31 protein-coding genes are annotated in these 25,947 nt (G+C 47.3%); 3 read left to right on the top strand and 28 right to left on the bottom strand.

Features of this window, described 5'->3' with window-relative positions:
* Window positions 1-217: 217 nt before the first annotated feature.
* From istB to THECO_RS19870, 4 genes are all read right to left on the bottom strand, one after another.
* Window positions 218-973 (bottom strand): IS21-like element helper ATPase IstB, encoded by a 756-nt coding sequence (gene istB, locus THECO_RS19855; protein WP_015256774.1) that lies wholly within the window; start codon window positions 971-973, stop codon window positions 218-220.
* Entirely contained in the window at window positions 970-2,193 is a 1,224-nt protein-coding gene (istA, locus tag THECO_RS19860) for an IS21 family transposase (protein WP_015256775.1), read from the bottom strand. The genes istB and istA overlap by 4 nt, the downstream gene beginning before the upstream one ends.
* Window positions 2,194-2,281: 88 nt before the next feature.
* Window positions 2,282-2,551, bottom strand: coding sequence for a YolD-like family protein (locus THECO_RS19865; protein ID WP_052836020.1), 270 nt, complete (start codon window positions 2,549-2,551; stop codon window positions 2,282-2,284).
* A complete protein-coding gene (locus tag THECO_RS19870) occupies window positions 2,548-3,825 on the bottom strand; it encodes a Y-family DNA polymerase (RefSeq protein WP_015256776.1) in 1,278 nt (425 codons plus the stop codon). Before THECO_RS19870 ends, THECO_RS19865 begins: the two co-directional genes overlap by 4 nt.
* Window positions 3,826-4,112: 287 nt before the next feature.
* On the opposite strand from THECO_RS19870, the gene THECO_RS19875 reads away from it, so the two are divergent.
* Window positions 4,113-4,298 carry a hypothetical protein gene (locus THECO_RS19875; protein ID WP_015256777.1) on the top strand — a complete coding sequence of 62 codons (186 nt, stop codon included), beginning with the start codon at window positions 4,113-4,115 and terminating at the stop codon, window positions 4,296-4,298.
* A 432-nt stretch (window positions 4,299-4,730) separates the two neighbouring features.
* Here THECO_RS19875 and THECO_RS19880 read toward each other — a convergent pair whose 3' ends face one another.
* The 5 genes from THECO_RS19880 to THECO_RS21400 all read right to left on the bottom strand — a co-directional run bounded on the left by THECO_RS19880 (window position 4,731) and on the right by THECO_RS21400 (window position 8,216).
* Window positions 4,731-5,504 carry a type II toxin-antitoxin system HicB family antitoxin gene (locus THECO_RS19880; RefSeq protein WP_015256778.1) on the bottom strand — a complete coding sequence of 258 codons (774 nt, stop codon included), beginning with the start codon at window positions 5,502-5,504 and terminating at the stop codon, window positions 4,731-4,733.
* Between the two features lie 192 nt (window positions 5,505-5,696).
* On the bottom strand, window positions 5,697-5,933 hold the full coding sequence (locus THECO_RS19885; RefSeq protein WP_015256779.1) for a type II toxin-antitoxin system HicB family antitoxin: 237 nt from the start codon (window positions 5,931-5,933) through the stop codon (window positions 5,697-5,699).
* Between the two features lie 121 nt (window positions 5,934-6,054).
* Window positions 6,055-6,447, bottom strand: a complete 393-nt coding sequence (locus THECO_RS19890) for a hypothetical protein (RefSeq protein ID WP_015256780.1) — start codon at window positions 6,445-6,447, stop codon at window positions 6,055-6,057.
* A gap of 67 nt (window positions 6,448-6,514) precedes the next feature.
* Window positions 6,515-7,357, bottom strand: a complete 843-nt coding sequence (locus THECO_RS19895; RefSeq protein ID WP_015256781.1) for a phosphoadenosine phosphosulfate reductase domain-containing protein — start codon at window positions 7,355-7,357, stop codon at window positions 6,515-6,517.
* 532 nt (window positions 7,358-7,889) lie between these two features.
* Window positions 7,890-8,216, bottom strand: a complete 327-nt coding sequence (locus THECO_RS21400; protein ID WP_015256782.1) for a winged helix-turn-helix transcriptional regulator — start codon at window positions 8,214-8,216, stop codon at window positions 7,890-7,892.
* 204 nt (window positions 8,217-8,420) lie between these two features.
* Between THECO_RS21400 and THECO_RS21405 the strand changes: the two genes are divergently transcribed.
* Together THECO_RS21405 and THECO_RS19900 are read left to right on the top strand one after the other, a co-directional pair.
* Complete coding sequence (locus THECO_RS21405) at window positions 8,421-9,431, top strand: LLM class flavin-dependent oxidoreductase (RefSeq protein ID WP_015256783.1); 1,011 nt, start codon at window positions 8,421-8,423, stop codon at window positions 9,429-9,431.
* Window positions 9,432-9,461: 30 nt separating this feature from the next.
* Window positions 9,462-10,385, top strand: a complete 924-nt coding sequence (locus THECO_RS19900) for an NmrA/HSCARG family protein (protein WP_015256784.1) — start codon at window positions 9,462-9,464, stop codon at window positions 10,383-10,385.
* Between the two features lie 236 nt (window positions 10,386-10,621).
* Here THECO_RS19900 and THECO_RS19905 read toward each other — a convergent pair whose 3' ends face one another.
* From THECO_RS19905 to THECO_RS19990, 19 genes are all read right to left on the bottom strand, one after another.
* A complete protein-coding gene (locus THECO_RS19905) occupies window positions 10,622-11,173 on the bottom strand; it encodes a hypothetical protein (RefSeq protein ID WP_157373769.1) in 552 nt (183 codons plus the stop codon).
* Window positions 11,151-12,479 (bottom strand): ThiF family adenylyltransferase, encoded by a 1,329-nt coding sequence (locus tag THECO_RS20815; protein WP_015256786.1) that lies wholly within the window; start codon window positions 12,477-12,479, stop codon window positions 11,151-11,153. Before THECO_RS20815 ends, THECO_RS19905 begins: the two co-directional genes overlap by 23 nt.
* Window positions 12,476-13,849, bottom strand: coding sequence for a hypothetical protein (locus THECO_RS19915; protein WP_015256787.1), 1,374 nt, complete (start codon window positions 13,847-13,849; stop codon window positions 12,476-12,478). Before THECO_RS19915 ends, THECO_RS20815 begins: the two co-directional genes overlap by 4 nt.
* A 45-nt stretch (window positions 13,850-13,894) precedes the next feature.
* Window positions 13,895-14,608, bottom strand: a complete 714-nt coding sequence (locus THECO_RS19920; protein ID WP_015256788.1) for a hypothetical protein — start codon at window positions 14,606-14,608, stop codon at window positions 13,895-13,897.
* The gene (locus THECO_RS19925) at window positions 14,605-15,351 is read right to left on the bottom strand and encodes a hypothetical protein (protein ID WP_015256789.1); all 747 of its coding nucleotides are present in this window, start codon (window positions 15,349-15,351) and stop codon (window positions 14,605-14,607) included. The genes THECO_RS19920 and THECO_RS19925 overlap by 4 nt, the downstream gene beginning before the upstream one ends.
* Window positions 15,352-15,368: 17 nt before the next feature.
* The gene (locus THECO_RS19930) at window positions 15,369-15,710 is read right to left on the bottom strand and encodes a hypothetical protein (protein WP_015256790.1); all 342 of its coding nucleotides are present in this window, start codon (window positions 15,708-15,710) and stop codon (window positions 15,369-15,371) included.
* A gap of 256 nt (window positions 15,711-15,966) precedes the next feature.
* Window positions 15,967-16,305, bottom strand: coding sequence for a response regulator transcription factor (locus THECO_RS19935; protein ID WP_041854717.1), 339 nt, complete (start codon window positions 16,303-16,305; stop codon window positions 15,967-15,969).
* Between the two features lie 15 nt (window positions 16,306-16,320).
* Window positions 16,321-18,090 carry a DEAD/DEAH box helicase gene (locus THECO_RS19940; RefSeq protein ID WP_015256791.1) on the bottom strand — a complete coding sequence of 590 codons (1,770 nt, stop codon included), beginning with the start codon at window positions 18,088-18,090 and terminating at the stop codon, window positions 16,321-16,323.
* A complete protein-coding gene (locus THECO_RS21410; protein ID WP_157373770.1) occupies window positions 18,091-18,477 on the bottom strand; it encodes a hypothetical protein in 387 nt (128 codons plus the stop codon).
* Window positions 18,478-18,501: 24 nt separating this feature from the next.
* Window positions 18,502-19,230: a metal-dependent hydrolase gene (locus THECO_RS19950; RefSeq protein WP_015256793.1), complete on the bottom strand. Its 729-nt coding sequence runs from the start codon at window positions 19,228-19,230 to the stop codon at window positions 18,502-18,504.
* 16 nt (window positions 19,231-19,246) lie between these two features.
* The gene (locus THECO_RS19955) at window positions 19,247-21,166 is read right to left on the bottom strand and encodes an ATP-dependent DNA helicase (RefSeq protein WP_015256794.1); all 1,920 of its coding nucleotides are present in this window, start codon (window positions 21,164-21,166) and stop codon (window positions 19,247-19,249) included.
* 113 nt (window positions 21,167-21,279) lie between these two features.
* On the bottom strand, window positions 21,280-22,287 hold the full coding sequence (locus tag THECO_RS21415; protein ID WP_015256795.1) for a glycine-rich domain-containing protein: 1,008 nt from the start codon (window positions 22,285-22,287) through the stop codon (window positions 21,280-21,282).
* Window positions 22,288-22,361: 74 nt separating this feature from the next.
* On the bottom strand, window positions 22,362-22,688 hold the full coding sequence (locus tag THECO_RS19960; RefSeq protein ID WP_041854719.1) for a hypothetical protein: 327 nt from the start codon (window positions 22,686-22,688) through the stop codon (window positions 22,362-22,364).
* Between the two features lie 110 nt (window positions 22,689-22,798).
* Window positions 22,799-23,467 (bottom strand): hypothetical protein, encoded by a 669-nt coding sequence (locus THECO_RS19965; protein ID WP_015256796.1) that lies wholly within the window; start codon window positions 23,465-23,467, stop codon window positions 22,799-22,801.
* Between the two features lie 14 nt (window positions 23,468-23,481).
* The gene (locus tag THECO_RS19970) at window positions 23,482-23,880 is read right to left on the bottom strand and encodes a helix-turn-helix domain-containing protein (protein WP_015256797.1); all 399 of its coding nucleotides are present in this window, start codon (window positions 23,878-23,880) and stop codon (window positions 23,482-23,484) included.
* Between the two features lie 35 nt (window positions 23,881-23,915).
* Window positions 23,916-24,764: a thermonuclease family protein gene (locus THECO_RS20820; protein WP_015256798.1), complete on the bottom strand. Its 849-nt coding sequence runs from the start codon at window positions 24,762-24,764 to the stop codon at window positions 23,916-23,918.
* A 20-nt stretch (window positions 24,765-24,784) separates the two neighbouring features.
* Complete coding sequence (locus THECO_RS19980; RefSeq protein ID WP_015256799.1) at window positions 24,785-25,297, bottom strand: hypothetical protein; 513 nt, start codon at window positions 25,295-25,297, stop codon at window positions 24,785-24,787.
* A 12-nt stretch (window positions 25,298-25,309) separates the two neighbouring features.
* Entirely contained in the window at window positions 25,310-25,633 is a 324-nt protein-coding gene (locus THECO_RS19985; protein ID WP_015256800.1) for a hypothetical protein, read from the bottom strand.
* Complete coding sequence (locus THECO_RS19990) at window positions 25,623-25,859, bottom strand: hypothetical protein (protein ID WP_015256801.1); 237 nt, start codon at window positions 25,857-25,859, stop codon at window positions 25,623-25,625. The genes THECO_RS19985 and THECO_RS19990 overlap by 11 nt, the downstream gene beginning before the upstream one ends.
* Between the last annotated feature and the right edge of the window lie 88 nt (window positions 25,860-25,947).

The raw sequence follows: 25,947 nt of genomic DNA on the forward strand, positions 1-25,947 counted from the left end.
CTTCCCGGACAACGAAGAAGAGGAAGACATAACTGAGGTCTTCCTCTTCTTCATTGTTTGAGCGCCTACCCCATTCCAATCTCGATATTGATAATACTTTGAAGTGGGCATTTTATTGTTTGTCCATCGAGTGAAATTATACTGATCATTTGTCTATGTCAACGCCGGAATTAATTTGACCCACTAGCGCCGACTTAAAATTGACCCACCCACAGTCTCACGTGTCCTTGTTGGCAAGTTGCAGACGATCTTTCAGGCGGTAGCTGTTGCCGCGAATGTTCAGGATGTGCGCATGGTGTAACAGCCGGTCCAGCACGGCCGTTGCCAGCACGCGATCCCCTAGCAACTCGCCCCATTCGCCGAAGCTTTTGTTGCTCGTGATCACAAGGCTTCCGCGTTCGTAACGCGCGCTCACGATGTGAAAGAACAAGTTGGCGGCCACCGCGTCCAGCGGCATATACCCTACCTCATCCACGATGAGCAGTTTCGGTCGAAGGTAGACGCGCATGCGGCGATCCAAGCGGTTCTCCTCGTACGCCTTTCGCAAGTCGCTCATCATCTGGGTCAGGCTGACGAAATAGACCGACAGCCCTTGCCGGATCGCTTCCACACCGAGCGCCACGGCCAGATGGCTCTTGCCAACGCCGGGAGGCCCGAGCAAAATCACGTTTTCTTGCCTTCCCACAAACGTCATCGTCGCCAACTCCCGAATCATCCGCTCATCGATGCTGGGCTGAAACGAAAAGTCGAATTCCTCCAGCGTTTTGCGGTAAGGCAAGTGCGCCAGCTTCGTCCGCACTTCGAGATTGCGCTGCCAACGCTGCGCGCGCTCGTAATCCAAAAGCGTCTGCACAAAGCTCAGGTAGTCGCTTTTGTCGCGTATGGCCTTCCGCAGCGCCTCCTCCAGAATCGTCGCCGCTTGTTCCAGTCCCAGCTCTGCCAGGCGTTCGCGAACGTCAACCACGGCACTCATGCGCTCACCTCCGCCAGTCGGTCGTAAAGGTCGAGCGAGCGGGCTTCTACCGTTTCCAACGGGACTTGTCGGGCGCACGGCCGAGCGGCGGCGTGACCTTGCGCGGCCTGAAGGCCGGCATACTGGCCGGGCAACATGACGACGGCGCGCGAACGGTGCACCTGGAGATGCTCGGCGATCAGCCGGCCGTCGAACCACACCTCGAGGCGTCCCATAAGCAGGCGGACGGCGACTTCCCGGCCGCTGTAGGCCCACGGCACGCCATAGCGCACCCCGTCGAAACTGACGAAGCCATCCCGACTGACGCGCCGCGTCTCGAAGCGAAACGGTGCGAGTTTCTCCTCGGCAGGCAAGGCCTGAAGCTGCTCCTGCGACAGCCGGTCACAGGGGCGATCGCCCGTGGTGCCGTGGACGCGGCGATTCTTCTCGTCGCACCACTTGCGAGCCTGCGCGTTCAAGTCTCCGAGATCGGTGAATGTGCGTCCGGGCAAGAAGTTGTCCTTGACGAAGCGAACGCCGCGCTCCACCTTGCCTTTCGTTTGCGGACGCCGCGCGCGACAGACTCTCGGCACCATGCCGATGACAGCGGCAAAATCGGCAAACACCGGATGCCACCGCGGCTTGCGATCGTCGCCCATTCCCAGGATCACCGTCTTCATCCGGTCGGTGAGCATCACGTTCGGGACGCCGCCAAAGTACTCCAGCGCATGAATGAGGCAGCGCAGGAAGCTGCGGATGTCGCAGCGTTTGGCGAATTCGATGTACACCGCCCGAGAGTAGCCGAGTACCATGACGAACACCGGCACCTTATGGAGGACGCCCTGTTCATCGACGTACTCGCCAATGCCCCAGTCGACTTGCGCTTGTTCGCCGGGCTTCGTCTCGTAACGCTGGACGGCCGGGATCTGACGCGGCGGCCGGAAAGGTTTCACGTAGTCCTTCACGAGCGTCTTGCCGCCCGTATAGCCTTGAAGCCGGATGCGCTCCCACAGCACCTCGCAGTTGGTGATGCCTTGGGAAATGTAGTCGTCGAGCAAAGGCTTGAACGGATCCAGCTTGGAGCCGCGTTTGGCGCGCGGCTGGCGCTCGGGGATGCCGTCTGAGCGCAAGTACTTGCGTACCGTGTTGCGGGCGATGCCGGTCTCTCGGACGATTTCGCGAATGCTCTTGCCCATTGCCTTGAGTTCGTGTAAGCTAATCACAGTCCCACTCCTGAGCATAACAGTCTCCTCTGCGTATCATGGTAGAGATATCTCAGAGGGCTTTTATTCGACAGGGGTGGGTCATTTTCTTTCCGGCGATCCTGGGTCAATTATAATCCGGCGGTAACAGTCTATAGGGATCGACATTTCGGATTAAACCACATGCCGTTTTATTTCGCTTGTCTTGGTAGTAAGTAATGGTGATTTCTTTGCGATTCGCAATGGCTGATGAGATGGTTGCTTGGAGGGTATCAAGCATTTGTTCATCGATCTCCGGTTGCTTAACATCGTCTTCTTCTTCGTACATTTGAGCGAGTCGTTTCTTATGTTCAGGAATCAAAAATGGAGACCATTTTATTCTGCCGCGGTCATTCATGCCTTGTGCCCCCCAATCTTCCCGCTCCTGTCTTTCACCGTACCACCACCCGTCAAACTACTTGCCCAAAAAAGAGATGCCTTGCCATACTTTTTCCGGATCTCGTCCATGGTAGACGCCAACTGTCGCGCCTTTGTATCGTCTTCAAATAAATCAAGCTGCACTACATCGTCTGATGATAAATTGGTAAGCCCCACGTATATATTTCGAACGGGGAGCCCTGTATAGTTTTCGAAAAAGAGTTCTTTACATACCTGGAATATCTTCCGGGTAAGATGCGTTGGTGTTTCAATCGTGCGGGACTTGCTGAACCCGCCCCCTCCTACGTCACTTGAATATCCTATGGCGAGACTGATTGTTCGGCCGGCCATCTTTGCTTCTCGCGCGCGTTGTGCGACTTCTTCCGTTTGGTCAAGGATCGCAGTAATTATATCTGAACCCATGTAATTCCGAAGCAAAGTGATCCCGCTCCCAAACCCTTTTTGGACTATCGCATGATGATTTAAGACCGGCTTATAATATGGATGTGTACAATCGATTCCGCGGGCATGTAGAACAAGCTGTTCCCCGATGACGCCAAACCGAGCCTTCATTGTCGATAGGTTGGCATTTGCTAAGTCGCCAATCGTGTAGATTCCTAGCCGATTCAGTTTTCGCTCCATCCGACGCCCAATGCCCCAGCTTTCGCGAATAGGAAAATGCCACATCTTCTGTGGAAATGTTTCATAAGTAACCTCTTCAATAAAGCCGGTTTCCACACTATGTTTGGCGAGGCAATCGAGGCAGCTTTTGCTTTGAAAATAATTATTCCCGATCCCGATCGCGACAGGCAATCCCAACTCCCTCTTTATGGTTTTCTGTATGGACCTAGCGGCAGTCCACTTATCACCAAAGAGGCGATGAGAATCATAAGTGAAGAAAACCTCATCGACTGAGTACACAGAAATACACTCAATTGGCCCATATCGTTTTAATATACGGAGAGCTTGCATTGAGAAATCCAAATAGGTATTCATACGGGCTTCAACAACATGAATTTTGGGATGCTGTGGGATTTCATATAACCGAGAGCCCGTTTTAATACCGTAATCCCTCTTCATCGGAGGGCTTGCAGCGAGAACAACTGACCCACGGCGCGATAAATCACCGACAACAACCAAATATGTTGTCAGTGGGTCAAGCCCCCGTAGTACGCATTCAACCGACGCATAATACGATTTGAAGTCGATACAGAAAATATCGTGACGTGGTAATTTAGAAAGGTCAATATCCATGACGTCCCCCTCTAAAACAGAACATATGTTCTTATGTTTATTATATGTTAGGGGACAGGAAATATTCAAAAGGATTTTTTGTCCAAAAAACGAGGGCAAGCCCCCAAAGACACGTGTTAAGGATGACGTGGTTCAGATATTTCACCCCTCAGAATGCAGTTGAATGTATAATAAAGACAGCAAACAAGAAGGGACTGTGTGAGGCCGAGCTACGGCTCTGGCCAAGTTGCTTAAAGAAGGAAATCAATCACGGAGTCCTTCGGGACTAACGAGAAAGGAAATTATGTATGAGCAAAGAGCAAGCAAAAGCGCTGGCCGAGCGTCACGGCTACAAGCTGCGGAGGGTCGCCGCAAGCACCGCGTATCCGAACGGTTACGTTAAGGTAATCGCGCCGGATGGATCGGAAACAAAGCTGCCGGACTGGTCGTATACACTGCTCTGGTTGCAGCAGCGGATTTTCAAAAGCAAATAATCACGGAACCCTTCGAGGGCTTCCATTATTGCGAAGGGAGGGCTAGTCCCTCCTTGGAAATTTTCGTAATATTAGGTAAAGACGAGGCATGAAATAAAAGCACCTATCCATCAGCCATGATCCTCTTGCCAATTTTGGGCCCAAGCAAGCGCGATGGCTTTTTTCTTTTCCGGGGAACGAACTTTTTTAAGCCGCGGTATGTTGAAAAACGAAACGAGCCCCCGAGAAGGGGGTCGCGTCATTTGGGAAAAGGTTGTTTTAATCCACGCCTCGCACTCAGCGGGCGAAAAAAGGCTGAAGCCTAACCTGTATAAAATAGACAGATGCCCATAACTTGTCAACTCCGCCTGATGAGGCCGGCCGAAACGCCATCCAGGGCGCCGCGGGATAACCGTAACCGCATAAGACCTCATATGTTTACCTTCACTTCCATCAACCCTCACTTGTAATGTCGCCCATGCGCATATGTAAAGCGTCTGTATCGATGCGCAAAATGTCAATGAACGAATTGTCCCGAGGAAGCGGGAGACCGCGATTAATTGCTTCCGAGATGCTTTCTTTCAAAAGCGCACTCGCTTCCTGCAGCGCTTCCTCTAAATCCCTCCCCATCGCTCCAAGCCGTAAAGCAGGAATATAGGCGACGTATTCACTATCACCAATATTCCGTTCGATCAGAACGCGATATGATGAAATACCTGTTCCTACGGCGCTCTCATCCATGATTTGCTCAATCCATTCTATATCAGTCAGCACCTCATAACTGTCTATCCTCACTTCTGCTGTAAGCTCTTTGGTTTTGAATCTCTCCACTACTAAAGAATCAAATTCCGTAAGAACGGTGTACATCAACTCTCCGAGTTCTTTTAGGATCCCGCGTTTTTGCTTGTCGGTTGTTGATGGAAAACATTTGGTCACGAAACGAGATGCGTAACTCATGGCCAATCGACTGTCCCAATCTCCTTCATAAACACAAAGCACTCCAAGACCGGAATTGGCGTTCTCGATGGCGACAATGAACTGCGCAGCCGCTCCGGAAAAAAGGGCATTAAATTGAAATCGCGCCCGAACGCCGCCGTATTTTGCAAACGTAACGGTAATTTCTCTCCCCGTCTCCCACAGTACCAATCCACGGATGGATTGATAATACCCTCTTGCCTTTTCCTGCATCTCAACTTTCGTTCCTTCAAACACCAAGATTTTTTCCACTCAAACTTCCTCCTTGTAAATATATAAAAAAAAGGAAGCACTTCTCGGCCCCAAAGGCTAAGAGGTGCTTCCTCTTTTCAAGCGGTTTCCACCGCAATTATTTGATTGATTTCATATTAGCATAAACAGGTCTCATCTTCAACACACATTCAAACGGCCCCGAGCAAGGGGGCCGTTTGATAATAGAACATTTCAATTCTTAACAGGAAGTGTGATTTCGATCGTCTCTAACAAGGCGCAATCGACCGGCAATTTCTGCCCGCGCTTCATAGCCGATTCGATCTCCATTTCCAGCAAGTCAATTGCATTTTTTCGTACTTCTTCAAGCGTTTCTCCCCTGGCCCCAAGACGGATGGCCGGGATGTAGGCAGTGAAATCACCTTCTGCTTTATCTTCCTCGATCATTACAGTGAATTTCATTTTAGACATGATTGGAAGCCTCCTTACTTTATAGGTGCTAAGGCTACCGCGCCGGGCAACCTAGTTGAAGAACGGAAGCGGGAATCACATCAACAAAATAACCTCCGTCCCTCTCAAGGCCGCCCGACCCTCAAACGGCAGCTTTTAATCGCTCGGCTAAATTACCTTCTTCGAAACGATAAACCCGCTTCATTTCTCCAGTGAAGATGTTACAAACATAAAGTCTACCGGACTCTTCGGATGTTTTCTTGTCCTTCAAATCTTTCATGCAACTAAGCCATTCATTCTGAAATTCCATGACTTTATCGGGATCGTCCAATGGAATGAAGTGCGTTCCACAGTCATACACGTACCATGCAAATATGCCGTTGCAACGCTCCATTTCCCTTATGTCATGGACATAAAAATCTGAACGGAACTTCGAATGCACGACAACTTGATTGACGACCTCCCCCATCTTCTGAACCAAGGAGGGGTGAATCCGTTGCGATGACGGTTCTCTGAATATCTGCATATTCTTCATACATATGACCTCCCTACGCAGATTCATTATACCATAAATAAGAACAAATGTTCCCATATTCCGGCCTTTACACCAAAAGTGGGATTTGATCCTCGTTAATAAATGCACTTAGCGGTAACGGTTTACCTTTTCTGCTCTTCATGGTATGACCGAGATCGCGCTCCATCTGCTTCAGATAATCAAAATCATCCGGATACAATCTCGCAACTCGTTCCATTTCCGCTGCAGTATTGAAAATGCAAAATCGACAACTGCAGCGCGAAACCCATTGGTAGCATGGATGCAGTTCAATGCCGTAATCAGCTGCCAGTTGTTTGACCTGGTATTTAAGCATGTGTTTGATCGGCCGGAACCAATGAACGATACGGTTTTTCCGTAACGTTGCATGCGCAGAATGGTGCTCAAATATTGGATCAGAGGCACGATCCGATGATTCTTCCGAACGTTCTCCGGTCAAAAGCAGGATTTTACAGTCATCAAACTGGCGTACCCACTTGGCGTAAACATCCCTTTTCGTGTACGAAGTGCAAAACCGGCACGGCTTATCGGGAAACTTCCCGCGTTCTCGGATGCGTTCCTCCAAGTTCTTCTCCCCCCAAATGACTGTAAGGGGAATACCTAACACTTTGCTCGCGTATTGCAGATAAGCATCCGTTTGAGGCCAATCAAACAACTGGCGTTTTGATGGATCGTTTGGGTCGCCATCGACTCTCATATGGACGAGGCGAAGCTTCTCCGACGGCACTTTATAGCCGTATTTCATCAGAATGGCTACGGCCAAACTGTCTGCCCCACCCGAAAAATTGATGTGATACTCATCATAGGAGCGAATATCGAGCATCTCATGGGGCAACTCAGTTAACACATACCGTTCCGCGCTCCGTACTTCTTCACGATTTAGTGAAGCCAATTTTCGATTTCCTCCTTTTTATGGGCACAAAAAAACCGTGGAAACACAAAAAGACACCAAATGAGGTGTCGTATTGTCTCCACGGCTTAAATAATGCCCATTATTTATACGTCGGGCGTACCGACATTCCCCTTCTTTGTCGAATCAGTAACGACAAAGAAAATCACAACTGCATGTAGTAATATTAATGTACCATTTGCGAAAAAAATCGTCAATATTACCCAGCCATTATCCGGCCAAAAAGCTCTATAAATGCTGTATGCTGACGAATTTTCAAAAGAAAAATAGGAAGGGTGTATGGAGAAAATAAAGTATTAGACTGGAGTTGTTGATTTAGCGGGGTTTTTGAATCGAAGAATCGTCAGCTTTTGCAAAATAAGTTTTAGACTTAGGTATTAATATAAAGCAGCGGCAGTCAAGGACAAGAAAATAAAGTCCTAGACTGCCGCTGTTCTTATTAAACTAACGTTAATAATTAATGAATAAAACGAATCCCCTAATAGTAACGCTAATTGTGTTTAGCGACTATGCTTTAATCCTTCAAATTCTCTTCCCCCCATTCATGCATTGCCTCTATTATTGGAGAAAACTTTGATCCTAAATCTGTTAATGAATACTCTACTCTTGGCGGAACTACCTTGAATACTTCACGATAGATTAATTTATCCTGCTCCAATTCCCTTAACTGTTTTGTCAACATGGCCTCGGTAATCTCCGGAAAACATCGACGGATCTCTCCAAAACGTCTAGGCTTCTCTGAAAGATACCATAGTAGTAAGAGTTTCCATTTCCCTCCTAACATTTGTTGAACTTTTGATAAACCACAGTCAGGTGTACGGAACTTAGTATTTTTAGTCATATTTCTCCTCCTAAAATAGCCAAATGAAATCCTTTTACTATCAAAAATCATAGTACCTATTAAAATTAATAGTACTTGTTGTTATCGCTTATAAGAGATAAGGTAATAGTACCACGTTTGCTGTGGGAATGAAAATTGAGCATTAGGGGTACCTTATCAAAATATGGACGTGGAAACAACCAATAGAAAGGAGGTAGGCAGAACATGGTTCAACGTTTATCTATATTGGACATGGCTCCAGTCGATCATGGAACATCAGCCAAACAAGCTTTAATAAATTCGGTTAAACTAGCAAGTAAAGCGGATGAACTAGGTTACGAACGTTTTTGGGTCACGGAGCATCATAATCTTTCCTCCGTAGCGAGCGCTTCGCCCGAACTGTTAATCGGTCAAATAGCTGCGAATACGCAGCGCATACGGGTTGGTTCAGGTGGCGTCATGCTTCCCAATCATTCACCGTTAAAAGTAGCTGAGAACTTCAAACTACTGCAGACGTTCTACCCAGATCGAATTGACTTGGGTGTGGGCCGTGCACCTGGAACTGACAGTAAAACTGCGCTTGCCTTACGTCGCTCTATGCATTCATTAAACGCAGATGATTTACAAGAATTGCTACGTGAATTAAGAGGATATGACCATCCTTCAGATTCGTTGCCTGATGATTCAATTGCCCAGATCATTGCGATGCCACAAGACGCACCACTTCCGCCAATCTGGATTTTAGGGTCCAGCTTATATAGTGCCCAACTTGCGGCAATTGAAGCTGCCAACTACTCTTTTGCATATCATTTCAATCCTTCAGGGGCAAAAGAAGCCATCTCTTTGTATCGCAAGCTTTATCGAGAAAATCATGGGGTGTCAGCACCAAATGTTATTTTAGGCGTTTCAGTAATCGGCGGAGATACGGATAAAGAAGTAGAGTATCAAAAAAGAATCATAAGTTTAAAATTTTTACAAAGCTTAGGGCACTTCAACGGTGTTGATCCACTGAAGGCACATGAGTTACGGTTTTCTGAAGCTCATCATCAAGCTGCGCAATCGTTTTTATCTACTATTATAATAGGTACGTGGAGCGAATTGAAGCCGCAATTGGACTTCTTGGCGGATACCCTAGGTGTCCAAGAACTCATCGTGTCAACTGCCCAAGAAGGCTTTGATACGCGATTAAAATTGTATGAGAAACTTGCTGAGTTCTATAATCTACAACCAAACTAAAAAATTATACCCATGAAAGGTGATATTAAAATGAATAATCAAAAACTGATTTTAGTTACGGGCGCTACTGGATTACAAGGGGGTGCTGTTGCAAATGAAGCATTAAAACAGGGATTTAAAGTTCGTATATTAGTTAGAGATGAAAATTCTACTAAAGCCCAGGCACTTATTCAAAAAGGGGCAGAAGCTGTAGTAGGTAACTTCGATGACCCATCCTCCTTGGAAAATGCTATGAAAAATGTCGATGCTGTTTTCTCTGTGCCGATTTCTGGAGTGGATACCAATGAAACGGATAGAGAGAGGAAACAGGCTTTTGCATTAATTCAAAGTGCAAAAAAAGTTGGTGTAGAACAATTTGTGCACACTTCTGTTGCAGCCACTAGCAGATATAAGGAATTCCCAGAATGGGGGACAGGTTACTGGTTTGAGAAATATTGGACAGATAAGTGGGATATAGAGGAGGCTGTTCGTTCAGCAGGATTTTCTTATTGGACTATCGTGAAACCAGCAAATATTATGGAGAATTTCATTACTGAAAAATATCTGAGTTCAATGTATCCTCTTTTAAAACAAGGGGAAATAAAAACAGTTACGTTTGCGGATACACCTATAGATCACATTTCAGTTGAAGATATTGCTTCTTTTGTTTGTGCTGCCTTTGCAAATCCTGAAAAATTCAATGGACATAATATTGAGTTAGCTGCCGAATCGATTTCATATAAAAAAATTGCCGAGATCATCTCGGAGGTCACAGGAAAAGAGCTTAAAATCACAACACTTAGTATTGAAGAAGCATTGGAGCAAGGGATTCATCCATTATTTGTGAAAAGTGAGCAATGGAATAACGTAGTTGGTTATAATGTAGATATTGATTTATTAAAGACTTACGATATTAAATTAACTTCTTTTAAAGAATTTGCAGAAAAAAATAAAGACAAGTTTAAAATAAATTAACCGCCAGTTAGATGAAAAAGCAGCCGCTCACAATGAGCGGCTGCTTTCACATTTGTAAAGAGTTAAGGTTTTCTTTTCTTTAGTAAGCACTTTATTACTTCTCGACTAAACTCCCGTTAGCTCAATGAAGCATCGCAGTCTAATACTTTATTTTCTCAGTCTACAACTTTATTTTCCGAGTCTAATACTTTATTTTCTTTGAACAAAGGGGGGATCATTCCTCCCTTCCTATTTTATCAAAGCGCAAATTCCAATTGTCCGTTTGTGGCAAGCGACATCGGTACCAAAGCAGGCGTCATGTCTTTTTCTTCGCTCCTTGCAACGTCGGAAATCATTTTGCCGTGCTTTGCCGCCAGCTTCTGCAACTGTTTCAATTCATGTTGCTGCGCCTTATAAGCAAATTCAGCGCGGATCTGCTCCGCATGTTGCAGCACATATTCCTTCAGCTCCCGGTTAAAATCCCCGTATTCACCGTAACACAAATAATAACACTGCTCAAAATGCTCGATGAAATCAAGAAACCCTTTGTCGGAATACGTTTCTTTGAAGCCATAGCTGTCATAATGTGCGATGAAACCTGCATGAAGATGCAAATAATTGTAAAGCTGCTTGTCCATGTGATTGATGTCGCGGGTATCAATGACCTTCTTAAACTTCTTAAAAATTTTTTCAGTAACCACCTTCATTTTATGAAGCCCCCCCTTAACTCGCGCGATATTTCCACCCATAAAGAAATAAGGGGCGCAAAACACGCCCCAGATTTCCTTAACCGATCGACGTTTTTTCAATCACGAGTCCGTTTTCAGTGCGTTCAATCCACCGGTTGCCGGGATCGCGAATGAGCTTTTCAACACGAGCTTTGGCGTCTTTCAGTCGAGTCCCCGTAATCAACTTACGGAGCGTGGACCCGTCTTCCAGATGATAAAGCACAGGCACCCCGTATCCGTGTTGCGTCTTCTCGTGTTTCTCGTCAAGTGTTTCGATGCGAATTACCTTGATACCCTTCTCCCGAACGCCGGCGACTCCACTTTCCGGGACCTCTACCTCGACGCCCCCCTGTTCCGCAGGAAGCTCCTCGGCAGAAAGGATTTTAGCGTCCTCCTCGCCTTTTGTAGACGGGGATACAGCATTGTCCGGATCATGTTGGAGTTGGCCACTCTCGCTTGATTGCAGTCCGGAGTCAGCTTCCTGGTCATACGGCGCAGCTGCTACCGAAGCGGAATCGTTATTGGCGCCGACCACATCTTCTGCATAAACCGGCCTGCAGTTCCCGGTCTTTGCATTAAAATTGACATAATGGACGAGAATGGCGTTCGACGAAAACAGCTCATTCACAACGGTCGAAATCAGCATCGCGGCCATTTCATTGGAAATCATCCGTTGCGGCTGATACGGTTCGACCCCGCAGGAATGCGAAGGAGGAATTGCGTCCTTTGCATTGATCGGATAAACCGCATCGAGCGGCGGCAAGATGACGCGGCCGCATTTTTTCAAACCGACAACGACCTGACCAGAATAACCGCTTTCCCTATGTTCGGCAGCCTCTTCGTCAGTCCATTCTTCGGGGGATTTATCAGGCGGCAGATACACCCCTTCAATACCGGCGTCAATGTAAATCAAATCGTCGGTCTTGTTGAAGTAATCGTGCATGACTTTTCTGGAAAAGTCGTTGTCCACCGCTCCGATCAAAACCTTTTGAATGAACTGCCCACGTTCATGCCGGTAATCCGTATGTGAAAAAAGCATTTCCAGTTGATCGACCGACTCAATGTAGGAATCGGAATAACTGCCGATTTTCAATCCATACGTACCTCCGTACCGTTTGGCCAGGACATCGGCCTTTTTCTGGCCAATGTCCGTCGCGATAAACGGTTGACGGTGCAGGTTTTTCTCCTCGACGGTGTCCGGATCGGCAATGAGAAGAAATGAACGTACGTTCTCGAAAGCATTCATCATCTTCGTGATGCGCTGAACTGCATATCCACCATTGCCGCCGGCGCCGATCAGCACGATGTAATAGTAGAGCTTGCTGATTTCAGACTGTCTCTGAAAACTGTCCGCCGTTTTTTTGTGAAAATCGAGCAACTTAATCATTGTATATATACCTCCCGTTCAACGATACGAACCCTGTCATGCCACTCTTCCGGATACGCCGAATACTCCACCCTGTTATTCAGAGTTCCAGGAATGTAATCCCCTTCAATCCAAACATCCGGGTGAATTGGAATAAATCTGCCGGCAACGCCAGCCCGGGTCTGCAAGTCGAAATAAACGACACTGTGTCCCCTGCAGATTTTACCGATTACTCCGTAGAGCATCGTTCCAAGCTCATCTTCATCGTCGGTACGGCTGAATTTCGCAGCCATCGTATTGTGGCTGTGAATTTCCGCAACCTTGATGAAATGAGGGAAATCGCCGTAATGCGGGTCGATGGAAACCTTCGTGACGTTCTGGAACGGCACATCAAGGATATAACGTCCATTTGCCGAATCCCAGTAAAATACACCCATCACTTCGACGTTCTTCTCCGAATAGTCGGCGAAGAAAGAGATCAGTTGAGTGATAAGCGATTGCGGAATTTTCGGCAGCTTCATCTTGAAGCCTTCCTGGCAAGGTTCCAAGCCCTCAACAACCGGCGCCTTTGATACAAAGACGCCGATCGGATTTTCCCGGACTTCGTAGTATCCGTCGCGAGCGGCCAAAATGTTGATGGGTTGTTTGTTCTCGAACAAATCTTTGGAACGAAAAAAGAAGCCTTTGATTCCATCGATCAAATAGCTTCCTTTCTTCCCACCGGTGACGATCGGAATGATGATGTTTTTCTTTTCGTCCCAATCCATTTTGGTCCGCTGCTTGGACAATTCCGGAAAGTCTTTTTCAAGCCGCTTGCGAATCGCTTCGAGGTCGAGTTTGGCCAGGTCATCGTTCGGGAAAAACTTGGTGATGGAAAAGTTATTTCCCGCATAGCAAATGTAGGTTGCATGATTAAAGACCGGCTTCTTCTCTTCCTTCTTGGCAGCTTCGTTGGAGCCGGCTTTTACGAGCGATTTCCCGTCCGCTTTGGCCTGTTCTCCAGCAAGCTCCGCTCTATCCGCAGCAGCTTCATCGACTTCCGGATCATCGGCGAGGGCATCCCGTTCGTCATCGTCCAGATCCTCTTCCTCACTTCCGCCGGATCGCTCCTCATCGCAGGCATCCTCGCAGGTATCTTCGCACTCATCCTGCTTTTTTCTCCTCTCCCGCCGTTCCCACGGCTTCTTGGCGGAGAAAGACGGATTTTCCGAGGAATTCCTGTTGTTGTCGGAAGCGGCTACGCCGGCGCCACCTTCTGCTTCCGTAACGGCTGCAGAAGATTCAGCACTATGTTCGACCGGTTCACTCTTGTTTGCGGATTCCAGCTTCGATTCGGAAGGATCTGCAAAGTTACCTCCAAAGTATGAAAAAAGGTCCATTTGCTGAGACATGCGTATTACCTCCTGAGATATATTGATTTTTTTTAACAGCAACCATTAATTACGTCCGATAAGATGGTCGATCCATTGTTGGAGTGTGTACCCCGTCGGCTTCAGATACTTGTCGGGAAACGATTTTCCTTTGAGCTTTGTCACAAGCTCCCGGTACGACATCTTGCTGTTATTCGCCGAGGAATAGTAACAGTCGGAGTTTGGCGAATTAAAAAACAGCTCCGGAATCGTGGAAAGTTGCGATATGCGCTCAATGGAAGGAAGTTTATGTCCACCCCAACAAACCTGAAAGCTGTCCTGTACGTTGGTATAGGGATAACGATAGACCGGCGATTCCTCATTTAGAATGACCTGGTCTTCGAGGGCCCCAACCATTACACTGGTGATATCCAGTTTCTTGTTGCGCTCCATGAGTTCGAAACCAAACACGAGGCGCGGAAACGGGACATCTTCCAGAACCGCTTTGTGGTACAACGCTCTCCTTCGGTGCGGCGGGACTTCCAAGAAGCAATAGCGCTTCATTTTGCCGGCCTCGGAATAAAAGATAGCGCCGCGCGGGAGGATCGGAGTTATCACCGATTGAAACTCCAGCGAGCCAAGGACTGCATGTGCAATGGTTTCGTGGGTATAAACCCCTTCACCCGTTTTCACACCATCCGAATACTCCTCGACAATCGGCAACCCATGCTCCCGAAGGCGGATCACCACTTCAACGCCGGTCCTTTTATCGGTTTCCGGCACCGCAACAACTTGACTCATGCTGCTTCACCCTTTCCATGATTATCAATTTCCTCCCTGGCTTGACTGAGGACAGTCTCTAGCATCGTCTTCATGGTATCGAAAGAGAGGTTATCGTCTGCGCCCAAGGCAATGTCAAATTGACAGAGCTGCATGAGCCGGGAAAAAACGATATTTGTGTGTTCTCCCATCGAAACATCGATCGTTTTGCCGAGACGATCCCAAACCATTTTCAACAGGACGAGATTCCGTAAGCCGTTAACGATCAACTGTTTACGTTTGCGGATCTCCTGCTGAATTTCTTTTTTAATTGCCACCATTCGTTTTAACATCGGCGAATACAGGCCGTAAGAGCCGGAGAGCGTAATGTGCATGCAGTTTCCTGCCAATACACCCTCCATTTCCAACTCGTAGTAATCGCAAGTATTTTTCAGCATCCCGTTGAATTTTCGGATGTACTTGTCGCGCTCGCCGTGGCCTACGAGGGCGAAGAACTCTTTCAACTCCGGAAGCGGAATCCGGTAAGTATTTATCTCCTCGCCATACTCGTCCAAGCCTTCAAATGTGTGTTTGCATTCCCCAAAAATTCGCTCAATGCACTGTAAAAAGATATCAATCTGAAACCCAAATTCTTGGCAGTAGAAGTCAATGGGATCAGAGTGAAGATCGCAGCCGGCATCGTGAGCGATTTTGAGCATGACGAACGCATCGTAAGTGGCCTGCATCTGCCCGAGTTGTTCCGGGTATAAGTACGACCTTTCCAATTACCCCCACGCACCTTTCAGAAGAATTGAACCTCCGACGTTTGACGTTCAGGCTTGGTTTCTTTGATGCGATAGATGGCTTCTGTGGAGTGCAAAAATTGATGAATCGCATTCCACTCGTTCGGACGAGGGTCTTCATCGAAATCGTAATCGCAGTCGTCCCCTACATAGCCCATCGCGTATTCCAAAGCCTGCTCCGCCTCTTCGAGCGTAAACGAACCCCAATCGACCTGATTGCTCAGCGATTCGTAATGGGCCGCTTCAATCGCTCTGAACACCCCTGGAGAGTAGTGCTCCAGTTTTGGGGGCGGATCATTCTTCGGCAAACTTTCTCTGAAAGTTGCCAAGTTGATTTGCATTTATATTCCTCCTTTGTTTTAGGCAATAAAAAGCCGCGGAAAACAAAAAAAGCATGCCGAAATAAGGCATGCTTGTGTTCTCCACGGCTAAATTGCCTTGATTTTTTTACGGCGGCTCTCGCCGCACTCCCTGCTCTTCGCCGAATAAATAGCGGCGAAGAAAATTAAAAAGAAATTCGTAATGTCCTTATTATACCATCAGTAAAAATACTTGAAAAGTAGCTCAATAGCGGGCGTTATATCCAACATTACGACATTAATTACCAGACAAAGCGGCATCGAAAGGTATTCCCGCAGGGTGATTGTTTGTTGATTGAAACACGCTTAACAGAACCGGGACAAGGGTTTCGCGGAAAACAAGTGCTTGCAGCTCACGAGTGGAATTCGTTTTGGTTTTCTTTAAGATATTTGCGATGTGATTTTTCATCGTTTTCTCGGATACATCCAGGAGGTCACCGAGCTCCCGATTGTTTGGCCCCAGAATCATAAGGGCCCTCAAAACCTCCGATTCGCGTGGGGTTAAACCGAATTTGTTGCTGACGGCTTCAAAGTACGAGTTGATAAAAGGATGTGAAACCAGGGAGTTACCCGACATAATCAACGAACCTCCTCATTTTTTCATGGTACGTAATTTCTCAATGACTTTCTCCAAATGCTTACCCGCTTCTTTTTGAGCTTCCGCACGATCTTCTTCGGTTTCAACCTTGTCGCCCATGATGCCAACGAATTGAGCGGTTTTGAATCCGAGCGCATCGAGCATGGCTTCGTCTGAACCGGCGCCTGAAACAAGATAATAAGAAAGCACAGAATCTCTTTGTCCCATTCGATGGAGGCGGTCTTCAGCTTGAGAACAAACACCCGGACTCCAATCCAATTCGCCAAAAACATTGATATGAGCATTATGCTGCAGACCATCCAACCCGGCAGCGGCCCGGATCGAAATAATCAGCAATCGGGTTTCTCCGTTCATGAATTTCTTTTTGCTTTCTTCTTTTTGATTATCCGTCTCGGTACCCGTGATGCGTACTGGATTGAAGTCTTTGAGCTCTTCCATCCAGATGTCATATACGGCATGATGCCATCCGTATAAAACAACGGTTTCGCCCGCCTCCAAAAGCATCCGGACAAAAGAAGCAACAAAAGGTGCTTTAGCAATCCCCGTAGCTTGCCTTGTTTCTTCCCCGATACGCTGTTTGAGACGTCCGCGTTTAAGATAGTCATCGGTCGAATCAAATTCTTGAAGAAGATTAAGCGCAAGTGAAATGCTTTTTTGAAACAATGACTCGTCATAGTCGATTTCATGGACGATTCGCCGCTTCGGAGGCAGCTCATCAAGGACCTGCTGTTTGGTACGGCGCAACATAAGTCCCTCACGTCTTAGGTATTCACCGAGTTGCTCCGGATCCCGAACTACATCAGTGCCGTACCCTTCACACCATTCACGAGTGAAATAGTCCCAGTCGCCCAGGCAGTTCATTTCTATGATGTTCATCACGTTCCATATTTCGCCGCCACGTCCGTAAACCGGTGTCCCACTCATGCCAATACGATTCTGGACGCTCTCGGCCAGAAGAGAGGCTGCAGAGTATTTTTCTGTTCCCCTATGTCGCAGTTCTTGTATCTCATCAAAGACAAGGAACTGGAAATTATACTCCGGAAGAACTCGCTTCCACCCGCGCAACAATCCATAATGAATAATGTAGAATTGTGCCGGCGGCAGCTGATAGGGCGATAATCCGTTAATGATATGGACCATGTCCAACTCCGGAAAAAGGGATAACTGCCCCTCTACTGCGGCGACCGGCTCGATAAATTTTCGGATCTCTCTGGCCCACTGGCGAACAATATTTTTGGTGCAAACAATGATTCCAGGAAAACGGTTGATTGTTGAAATCCAGGCAAGCGCTTGAACGGTCTTACCAAGCCCCATTTCATCGGCGAGCAGCGTCGGTGCGTTGTGTTGTAAAAACGCCAAGCCTTCCTTCTGAAAGTCGCCCAACTGTCCTTTGAAGATCACCGGATGAGGCTCGGATTTGTACGGGCTGGCAGCGATTCGCTGCCTTTTCATCACATGCTCAATCGTTTCGGAATAATCCGATTCCCAAACATCCGGATTCTCGATTTGAAGCGGGTATCTCAACATGAGCCAATTCAGATCGCCGTTTGTCCTTTTGTTTCGTTTGAAGCGGGCTTCACCAGCATGTCTTCCGGAGCTGCCAGGAAAAAGCTTCTTTGCCATCATCACGACGCAAGGTTCGCCGCGAATAATCCAAGAGTCCGTTCGCGCCTCGTATAGTAATTTTCCGTAATAATGACCGGAGAAAACAGGGCGCTGCAAGTAGGCAGGCGCCTGCAGGTGCGGAGCGGTGCCCACTGACATTCAGATTACCCCCCCAAATCCCCAAAGGCGATTCAATCCTATGGAAGCGCAGGGCTTCCCACCGATGTTCGGAGGCAGCACATGATACCGTTCGATGACGAGAACGATGCTTCTGACATCAGCAAAGGAGGCATATCGTTCGAGTTGTTGTATCACCGATCGTTCGTTCGGTTTTTTCTTTTTGCATTCGATGGCTGTTCCCCCGAACGTCAAAAAATCCACTCGATTACGCGGACCGAGCGCGTACTCGTATCGATAACCGATGTTGTTTGCCCTCAGCACATCTTTGATTTTCTCATGGAGCACGCGCTCTTCTACGAGCGCATGAACTCGTAATTGGCGGAGGGCATTCAAAACAACCGGGAAATCAGGTTCGGCGTCAAACAAACACTCCAACATTCTCCCCCCTTTTTATGAGATAAAGGACGCCAAATTACCATGACGGAAAAACACGAACCACACCAAGACGAACGTCAGTCCGATAAAGACATTTTCGACGATCGCACCAGACCAATTTCCGGTGCTCATGAGTCTGAGACGCAAACGCCATTCGAACGGCGGAAGCGGCCGAATGCCTCGGTTAGTGAGGGAGTCAGCCAGCAGGTGCAACAAGTACGATAGCCCGCCGGCAACCCATAGCGCATGGCCATAGCTGAACGTGGCAAAGTAAAGAAGCGCGGACCAGCCTACAACCCCGTAAACGGTATGGGTTAAGCCGCGGTGCGGAAGAAACGAACAGACGATCAGCAAACATCCAACGATAAGATTCCACGGAATGAAACGCTCACCGAACACAACAATGCCGATACCCAGCAGCACCATAACAACGCTCCGGAGCGTGCGATTTGGCAAGAAAGAAACAACAGCCGCGAAAACGGCAAGGATTGTATTCCAGGGCGCATAAGCTTTGCCGTAAAAATGTATGAGCACGGCCAAACCGACAACTGCCAATTGGAAAAGCTGAAGGAAGCGGGTCGGGATTATGCGGGAAACCAAAAGCGAATTTGGTTCATCAATGTCAGGCAGAAGCGAACTGACCGCTGCGACGGCAACGACCGGCAATGTGATATTCTCACCGGCGGCCCCGAGTACGGAAAGCGTAACGCCGGTACCTATCACGAGATGTGATCTCCCCATCATAAGACAATCATCCTTTCTATACTGGCAATATGTGAACGATGTCCTCAAGCTTCTCCGAATAACGACACTTCGGCAGGCTTTTCTTAATCAGGGCCCCATAACGCTTCGTCCGCAGCCGATTATCCAGGATTATCACAGCCCCCTGGCAATGAACGGAACGGTTCAGCCGGCCGAAGCCCTGTTTAAGTTTGATGAGCATTTTGGGCAGCATGTAATCAAAAAAGCTGCTTCGCTTTGCCTTCTCAAGAAGCTCGATTTGTGCCTTAATGAGCGGTTCGTCCGGATGCGGAAAAGGCAGTTTGACGATAACAACAGTGGTAAGCGCATCGCCGGCGACGTCAACCCCGGTCCAAAAACTTGAACACCCTAATACGACCGATCGGGGATTTGTTTTCAGCTGGCGAATGATATCCTCACGGTCACAACCGGGATACTGCACGAGCAAATTGAATCCCCGGTCAATGCAATACGGCTGAAATTTTTGAGCGACGCGGGTCATCGAGTCAAAACTCGTAAAAAGGACGAGGGTTCGACCGCCGGAGTAAAGCAGAATCTCTTCCAGCTTTTCTACGACGTACTGATTGAACTTTGGACTATCCGGATCGGGCGCATCATCGGGACAAATAATCATGGTTTTTCTCTCGTAGTCGAACGGACTCCCGACTATTGTGCTGTCGTAGTCCTTCACGCCGATCCGCCCCGCGAAAAAGGCGAATGACCCATTCGTGGACATGGTTGCACTCGTAAGAATCACGGGAACTTGATCGAATAACCCTTTGGCCAACACGACTTTGGGAAACAGAGGCGCGGCATGCAGGGTTACATGGTTCCGGTGATGAACCTTAGCCCAATAAGCCCAGGACCGCTTTGAATTCTCACCAATAAAATCGAGAGCGTCGTTCAATTCGTGCATTTTATCAAGCAAATCGGAAACACCGCGAACGTTAAGCGACCTGATTTTATCGATAAACTCCCCCATCATCTTGCACACTTCGGACACATCGATTTTTTCTTCCAGGAGCCGGAACGCTTCTTTCCCCATCTTTTGGCCGACACCGGCATATATCTCATCAAGCTTACGTTGAAACGATTGACGAAGCTGGGTCAGCATAAGTTGTGTTCGCCGATCGAGATCATTGAAAGATTCCCGCTTGAAAAGATGTTCGAATAAATCCTCAAATCGGTTCACGTCCACGACTTTTTCGAAAATCTGACAACATACATCTTCGATTTCGTGTGCTTCGTCAAAAATGACGGCGTCATAATCAGGGAGAGATCCATTGCCGGTCTTCTTCCGCATAATGAGATCGCTGAAAAAATAAGCGTGATTGGTGACGATGATATGAGCCTTATGCATTTTTTCTTTCAGGTCTTCAAGCAGGCAGTTATCCGGTTTCGTAATAGCCGGACAACTGGAAGCCGAGATTTTCATCCAAAGTCTGTCCTCGATATCAAAGCCGAGCCCGGTCCGATCGTTTATCATCTCGCGATTGACCTTATTATAAATACGTTGCACCAATTTTGCTTCTTCGCTCGCGCTCCGCAGCATTTCTTGCCACAAATCCTCCAGTTTTTTGCGGCAAATATAGTGAGATTTTCCTTTTACCAGCTGGTAACGGAGATTTAGCTTTTCCATCTTCAAAATTTGTTGTACCCGCGGCAACTCGACATTCACGATCTGCGTCATAAGCGGGATGGTATGCGTGCAGACAATGACTGTCTTATTATTGGATACCGCCCACTTCGCAGCGGGTATGAGATAACCAAGTGATTTTCCCGTTCCGGTCCCCGCTTCACACAACAGGTGACGGCCTTCTTCAAGGGCAAGTCCGACTTTGGTAGAGATATGGATTTGGGGTGGGCGCGGCGAGTACCCATCAACCAATTTGGATAGATAGCCGCCCTCGCCAAGCGCACGTAGGATGAAATCTTCCATCTGCCCCCCTCCTTACAACAAAAATTCTAAATAATTAATTAATATATCAGTATATTAATATAGTACAATAAGACTACGAAATTTCAAAGCGGTACCCAAACCAACCAATCCCCTTATGACGAACAACCACTCGAACATGATGAACTGGAACATGAGGAACTGGAGCATGACGAGCTGCTGCAGGACGAACCATCGCTGGAACTACTGCAAGTCGATCCGCTGCAAGATGAACCGCCCCCGGATCTATTGTTGTCGTCGTCACTTAAAAGACTCAACATAAGAATCGTATTGAGGGTGCTGTCTGAAGACGAGTTTTGTTGTGCCTGGTTACTTCGGATGTTGCTGGCGGCGCCCGGGACGGAACGACGAGATTTTATAGTGGGCGCGGAACGCTGCTCTGATTTTATGATGGGTATCGGTGAAGACAATTCCTGCGATCTCTCCTGTTTCGCCTTATCCCTCAACACCTTACCGATTTGACGAACAGTATCCTCAACAGCTTCAGCAAAAATGTCGATGTCGTTTGTTTTGAAATAATGGTGAATGACGAAAGTAGGATCGAATGAAAGAACATGATCCACAAAACGCTGGTCAAGTTTGCATCTTCCGAAACGGCCAAGCAAAAAGATGTTCTCAGGATATATGTTAAAAATGGTCGAATAAACAATCTCAAATAGCGCTCTTTGATGTTCGTTAGGTTGCGCGGATCCGTCAACGTGCGGATGATGATGAATCATCTCACCGATTAAGTCTTCACAAAGACGCTGATATTGCATCGTAAACATCAATGCCTCATGCCACACAAGGTCAGTATGCGAACTATACATACCGACATTTTTGAGAAAGATATTCATGCAAAGGAAACGCTTGAACTCCAATAGCAGCCAGGAGTACATTTCAGCTGTAATATCCTCGTGATTAGACAAAACGCGAGTTCTTAGGTTGTGCAAATAATCGCTGTGTTTTTCAAATACTTCATTGAATCGTTTTTCGATTTGCGTTAAATATACATTCGGCTTGAAACCGAGATTGTCAGGAGCATACGCGGAGAAGCCTATTCCGGGGTAGCGTCCCGATTTTTTGGTATTTTTGTTTTTGAACAACCAGTAGAACAGACCCACTGTAAACGCCTCCTTTTGAAAAACATCATTTTAATTTCCTTTAAGCGAGAAACTCTTCCACCTTTATGATCCCATCACTCCCCTTTCTCGTTCTGCTCTTTCGCTGCATTATATTGATCCACACCAATAACAATAAGGACGGTTACGAGAAAACCGATTGATGAAATTATGGGAGATATGGTCTTGTGCAATAGAAAGAGTGTTCCAAGAGCAATACAAAGCGGGCCGACCGCGAACACATATTTTATATGCCTTTCAGTGTAAGGAGGAAAATTTTCATTGAATCTTTTAGCCATTCTAGCAGGGTGCTTTTTCATCAAAATCCCCCCAATGATGAAAACAGCAGCAACGAAATAAACAAATATCCCGATTACTATATAAACTTTATCTATGTTTTCCAAGGGAAATCCATCCTTTACTCAAGAATGAAAATACGGATGCAGTGGTCGGCCATTTTCATCATTTGATGGTGCCGCGACAGCGGCAGGGGGGGTCTAAGCCAAACAATCGTTTAGCCATTGCGCCGGTTTTCAAAGTCTTTGCGAACATCTTCTGGAATCTTCCTTTTCCAAAAGTTCGGCAAATGCTCGTAACAGTACGTCATCTTATTCCGATTAAAACGGGGAATCTGTCCAAGTAATTCCCATTCATCATGCGTAAGTTGTTTACCGCAATTTGAAAAAATGCAAAAGCGATCGATCTTCGCATTTGGTACTACGGGAAACGAGTCGCCGGGCTCCGGCGGAGGATCCGAAACAAGCAAATGACGCAGCGCAGGGTTTCCGCCCCAATCCTCCTTGTAGAAGGGGGCTAGGGTACTCCACCCCATTTGCCAAGTATCCAGCGCTGTTTTCACAGCTTCATTTGCCGCTTGGTCAAGTGCATTGGCCAGGCGTATCGGCTCACCTGCCGCGTCCTTTTCGATTACGCTGAAGCCGTATCCGTCCCTGTGATGCGGTCCAATTGTTACCGTCACGATAACCTTGATGTATCGGTGGGGCACATTAATTTCAATTTCCTTTATGGTCAAATCCCACTGACTGTTGGTCGCTCGCTCAACCCGGTCCGTATAGACCTGGTTCGGAATATATGCCCGATTATTATCGCTCCGGAATTTGACAGTGCCTTGTGGAAACCCTTCTTTTAATTTTTGAACGACTTCTTGATAATTCAACTCCAATACATCCCACTCCTTTATTTCAGATTCACATGGCCGTATTGTTTGATGTAATTATCGAACAGCGTGTAAACCCGAAGAGCCTGCTTTACCCGATCAGGAAGGTCACGAAGGAGTAGCTTGAAATATTCGACACCCAAATCGGTAATTTCGTAGTACCGATTGTACCGGTTGTCGCCGTCCCATTGGCGTTTAACATGGCCGCTTTCGGCAAGTTTTTTTAACCGCTGGCTCAAATAGGAATCGTTAACTCCTACACCATCCAAAATCCTGATGATCTCCTGATCCATTTCACGTGCATAAAGGCGTCCATTTTTCTGCAGCTCGGCGAGGACGATAAAATCGATAACCTGTTGGACTTTCACGACATAACCAAGCGATTTTTCTTTCTCTAAAGGACTTTCGTTTCGCGGCATCCTCTTCTCTTCCTTCCGTATCTCGTGATTTTCGGTCAATCATTCCATCTGGCCACAAGTTGGCCATCCGTATCATACAACTCGGCGGGATCGCTATCACTATTATTCCAAATGTTGCGGGCGCCCCAATCCAGCGTGCCTGCTTCCTCACCGGACGTCACTGTAATCGAACCTCCAGGTTTGATTATTTGCTCGGGAAATACAAACGATTGATTGCCTTTCACACTAACGAGCTTCCAACCTTTCAAATGTAGTTCTTTCTTTCCGTTATTGGTGATCGTCACAATTTCCGCACTTTTATCAACGGCAATACCAATTTCTCCGATAGAGCTGGGTTTATCGGTATGACCTTGACTGGCGCTTTGTTGTTGACTCCACATTCCTTTTTTCTCTCGTTGCGCCTTACGTTGAATTTCCCGATATTTCTTTTCCATGCTGTCATTAGGCTCTACAATCATTACTTCGGCCAAGCCCTCGGAGAGAAGCAATTCGTTGAGATTCGTGCCGTCTTTCAAGGTCACGACGGCCAGCAACCGCCCATACCGGTCCGTTTTTTCAATATCAAAGTCGAGACTGACTTCTTTGCCGGTTAAAAGCTCCGCTGTCCTGGCAGCGGCTTCAGGCCCCCATGGTTCAACCCCATTCTTTGTCTCTGGCGTGTCGACAGACAAAAGACGGACTTTGTATTCCTTCTTTTCTCCTACGGAAATGCTGAACGTGTCCCCGTCAATACATTCGGACACTTTGTACCAAACGCCTTCCTTTACTTCGTTGAAATCCTGTTCGGACGCCGTCGAACCGCCACTTGGATCCAAGAAATCAGAGGTCGAGCAACCGGTAAGGAGTCCGCAAACGATTACGATGAGTGCAAGAAATTTTCTCACTATTCCACCAACCTCCGCAATTACCTGCCAATCAACTTCGGAATGAGCTTGTTCCACTTAGGAACGGATTTTTCCGGAAAATCCATGATAAAACGACGAAATGTGGCCTCAAACTCTTCCGGATTGTCGTGCAGCCTTTGAAGGTTCGATCTTATGGTTGCTTTCCACAACGAAGGACGTGAAGCGAAGAAGTAATGTTTTCGCCAAATCAAAATCGCCCATCCGCCGGCAATCAGCCCTAATGCGAGGTTGATGAACCATAGCATACTAAGGCCCAGGTAATGATTGATGTAAGATGCTCCAGCGAGGCCAACTATGATTGCGAATAAACCGAAGCAGGACAAGTAAAAATCACCGATAGAAACCAACTTCTTTTCACGGGTATATTGAATCAGGTCAAAATAGCAAAACAAAAGCAAATGATCAAAGAGCTTACGATTTTCTACTGTAAGGTCGGCTTTGTATTTGTCTATCTCTGGTCGCGACGGCCGTTGCAGTAAAAATTCCAGGTAAACTCTAATTTTAGTTCCCACGTCAAACCCCTCTCAACTATCGAAAGTAACATCTTCAAAGAACATGCTGGCCAAGTATGCGCATCCCGCAATCTTGTGCTCGTGTTCCGGGGCAAAGGAACGAAGAATCGCCATAATATGCCGGCCGGCTTTGTGAACATCGATGCCTTCTCTCGAAGCGATTTCAACCCCTTCAACGGGCCCATAGAACAGTCGGTTAATCAACCGACACCACTTGTTGTTGTCATCCCAGTATTCTTCGGGGATGTCTTTCACGTCCGGGAGGAGTTCCATCGCCCTGCCGCCAAAGGCGATATCGAGGTCGGTAACGTCAACGGGGACGAATTTATTCTCCACGATTCAATCCCTCCTTGCGTTTTCGCCGCACGAACGACTTATGAAAATCCTTGTAAGCTTCAATGAAAGAATCCAAGGCTTCCTTGACAGACCGGCTCATTTCTTCCACCTTATCGACACTTGGAGCCGTGGAAGACATTAATTTAAGCTCCTCGACCGCACGTTCAACAGCATACATGCGCTCTGCAGCAAGCCGGTTTTTTTCTGCAAGGGCAGTTCGCTTCATTCCTGAACCTCCTCTAAGAGTGCCAATCGACCACCAGGTGCATCGGACCGATCGTTTCTGTGGATATGAGGAAGCGGCCACTAGGTTG

Origin of the sequence: Thermobacillus composti KWC4 (genome assembly GCF_000227705.2) — a bacterium.
Classification (GTDB): domain Bacteria; phylum Bacillota; class Bacilli; order Paenibacillales; family Paenibacillaceae; genus Thermobacillus; species Thermobacillus xylanilyticus.

Excerpts from the sequence above, each read along its gene's own strand:
- THECO_RS19935 (WP_041854717.1), bottom strand. The coding sequence starts at position 16,305 with ATGTCGGGTAACTCCCTGGTTTCACATCCTTTTATCAACTCGTACTTT.
- THECO_RS21400 (WP_015256782.1), bottom strand. The coding sequence starts at position 8,216 with ATGACTAAAAATACTAAGTTCCGTACACCTGACTGTGGTTTATCAAAA.
- THECO_RS19940 (WP_015256791.1), bottom strand. The coding sequence starts at position 18,090 with ATGTCAGTGGGCACCGCTCCGCACCTGCAGGCGCCTGCCTACTTGCAG.
- THECO_RS21405 (WP_015256783.1), top strand. The coding sequence starts at position 8,421 with ATGGTTCAACGTTTATCTATATTGGACATGGCTCCAGTCGATCATGGA.
- THECO_RS19890 (WP_015256780.1), bottom strand. The coding sequence starts at position 6,447 with ATGAAGAATATGCAGATATTCAGAGAACCGTCATCGCAACGGATTCAC.
- THECO_RS19915 (WP_015256787.1), bottom strand. The coding sequence starts at position 13,849 with ATGTCTCAGCAAATGGACCTTTTTTCATACTTTGGAGGTAACTTTGCA.
- THECO_RS19955 (WP_015256794.1), bottom strand. The coding sequence starts at position 21,166 with ATGGAAGATTTCATCCTACGTGCGCTTGGCGAGGGCGGCTATCTATCC.
- THECO_RS19920 (WP_015256788.1), bottom strand. The coding sequence starts at position 14,608 with ATGAGTCAAGTTGTTGCGGTGCCGGAAACCGATAAAAGGACCGGCGTT.
- THECO_RS19875 (WP_015256777.1), top strand. The coding sequence starts at position 4,113 with ATGAGCAAAGAGCAAGCAAAAGCGCTGGCCGAGCGTCACGGCTACAAG.
- THECO_RS19870 (WP_015256776.1), bottom strand. The coding sequence starts at position 3,825 with ATGGATATTGACCTTTCTAAATTACCACGTCACGATATTTTCTGTATC.
- THECO_RS19900 (WP_015256784.1), top strand. The coding sequence starts at position 9,462 with ATGAATAATCAAAAACTGATTTTAGTTACGGGCGCTACTGGATTACAA.
- istB (WP_015256774.1), bottom strand. The coding sequence starts at position 973 with ATGAGTGCCGTGGTTGACGTTCGCGAACGCCTGGCAGAGCTGGGACTG.
- THECO_RS19930 (WP_015256790.1), bottom strand. The coding sequence starts at position 15,710 with ATGCAAATCAACTTGGCAACTTTCAGAGAAAGTTTGCCGAAGAATGAT.
- THECO_RS20815 (WP_015256786.1), bottom strand. The coding sequence starts at position 12,479 with ATGATTAAGTTGCTCGATTTTCACAAAAAAACGGCGGACAGTTTTCAG.
- THECO_RS19950 (WP_015256793.1), bottom strand. The coding sequence starts at position 19,230 with ATGATGGGGAGATCACATCTCGTGATAGGTACCGGCGTTACGCTTTCC.
- THECO_RS19865 (WP_052836020.1), bottom strand. The coding sequence starts at position 2,551 with ATGAATGACCGCGGCAGAATAAAATGGTCTCCATTTTTGATTCCTGAA.
- THECO_RS19885 (WP_015256779.1), bottom strand. The coding sequence starts at position 5,933 with ATGTCTAAAATGAAATTCACTGTAATGATCGAGGAAGATAAAGCAGAA.
- THECO_RS19990 (WP_015256801.1), bottom strand. The coding sequence starts at position 25,859 with ATGAAGCGAACTGCCCTTGCAGAAAAAAACCGGCTTGCTGCAGAGCGC.
- THECO_RS19970 (WP_015256797.1), bottom strand. The coding sequence starts at position 23,880 with ATGCCGCGAAACGAAAGTCCTTTAGAGAAAGAAAAATCGCTTGGTTAT.
- istA (WP_015256775.1), bottom strand. The coding sequence starts at position 2,193 with ATGCTCAGGAGTGGGACTGTGATTAGCTTACACGAACTCAAGGCAATG.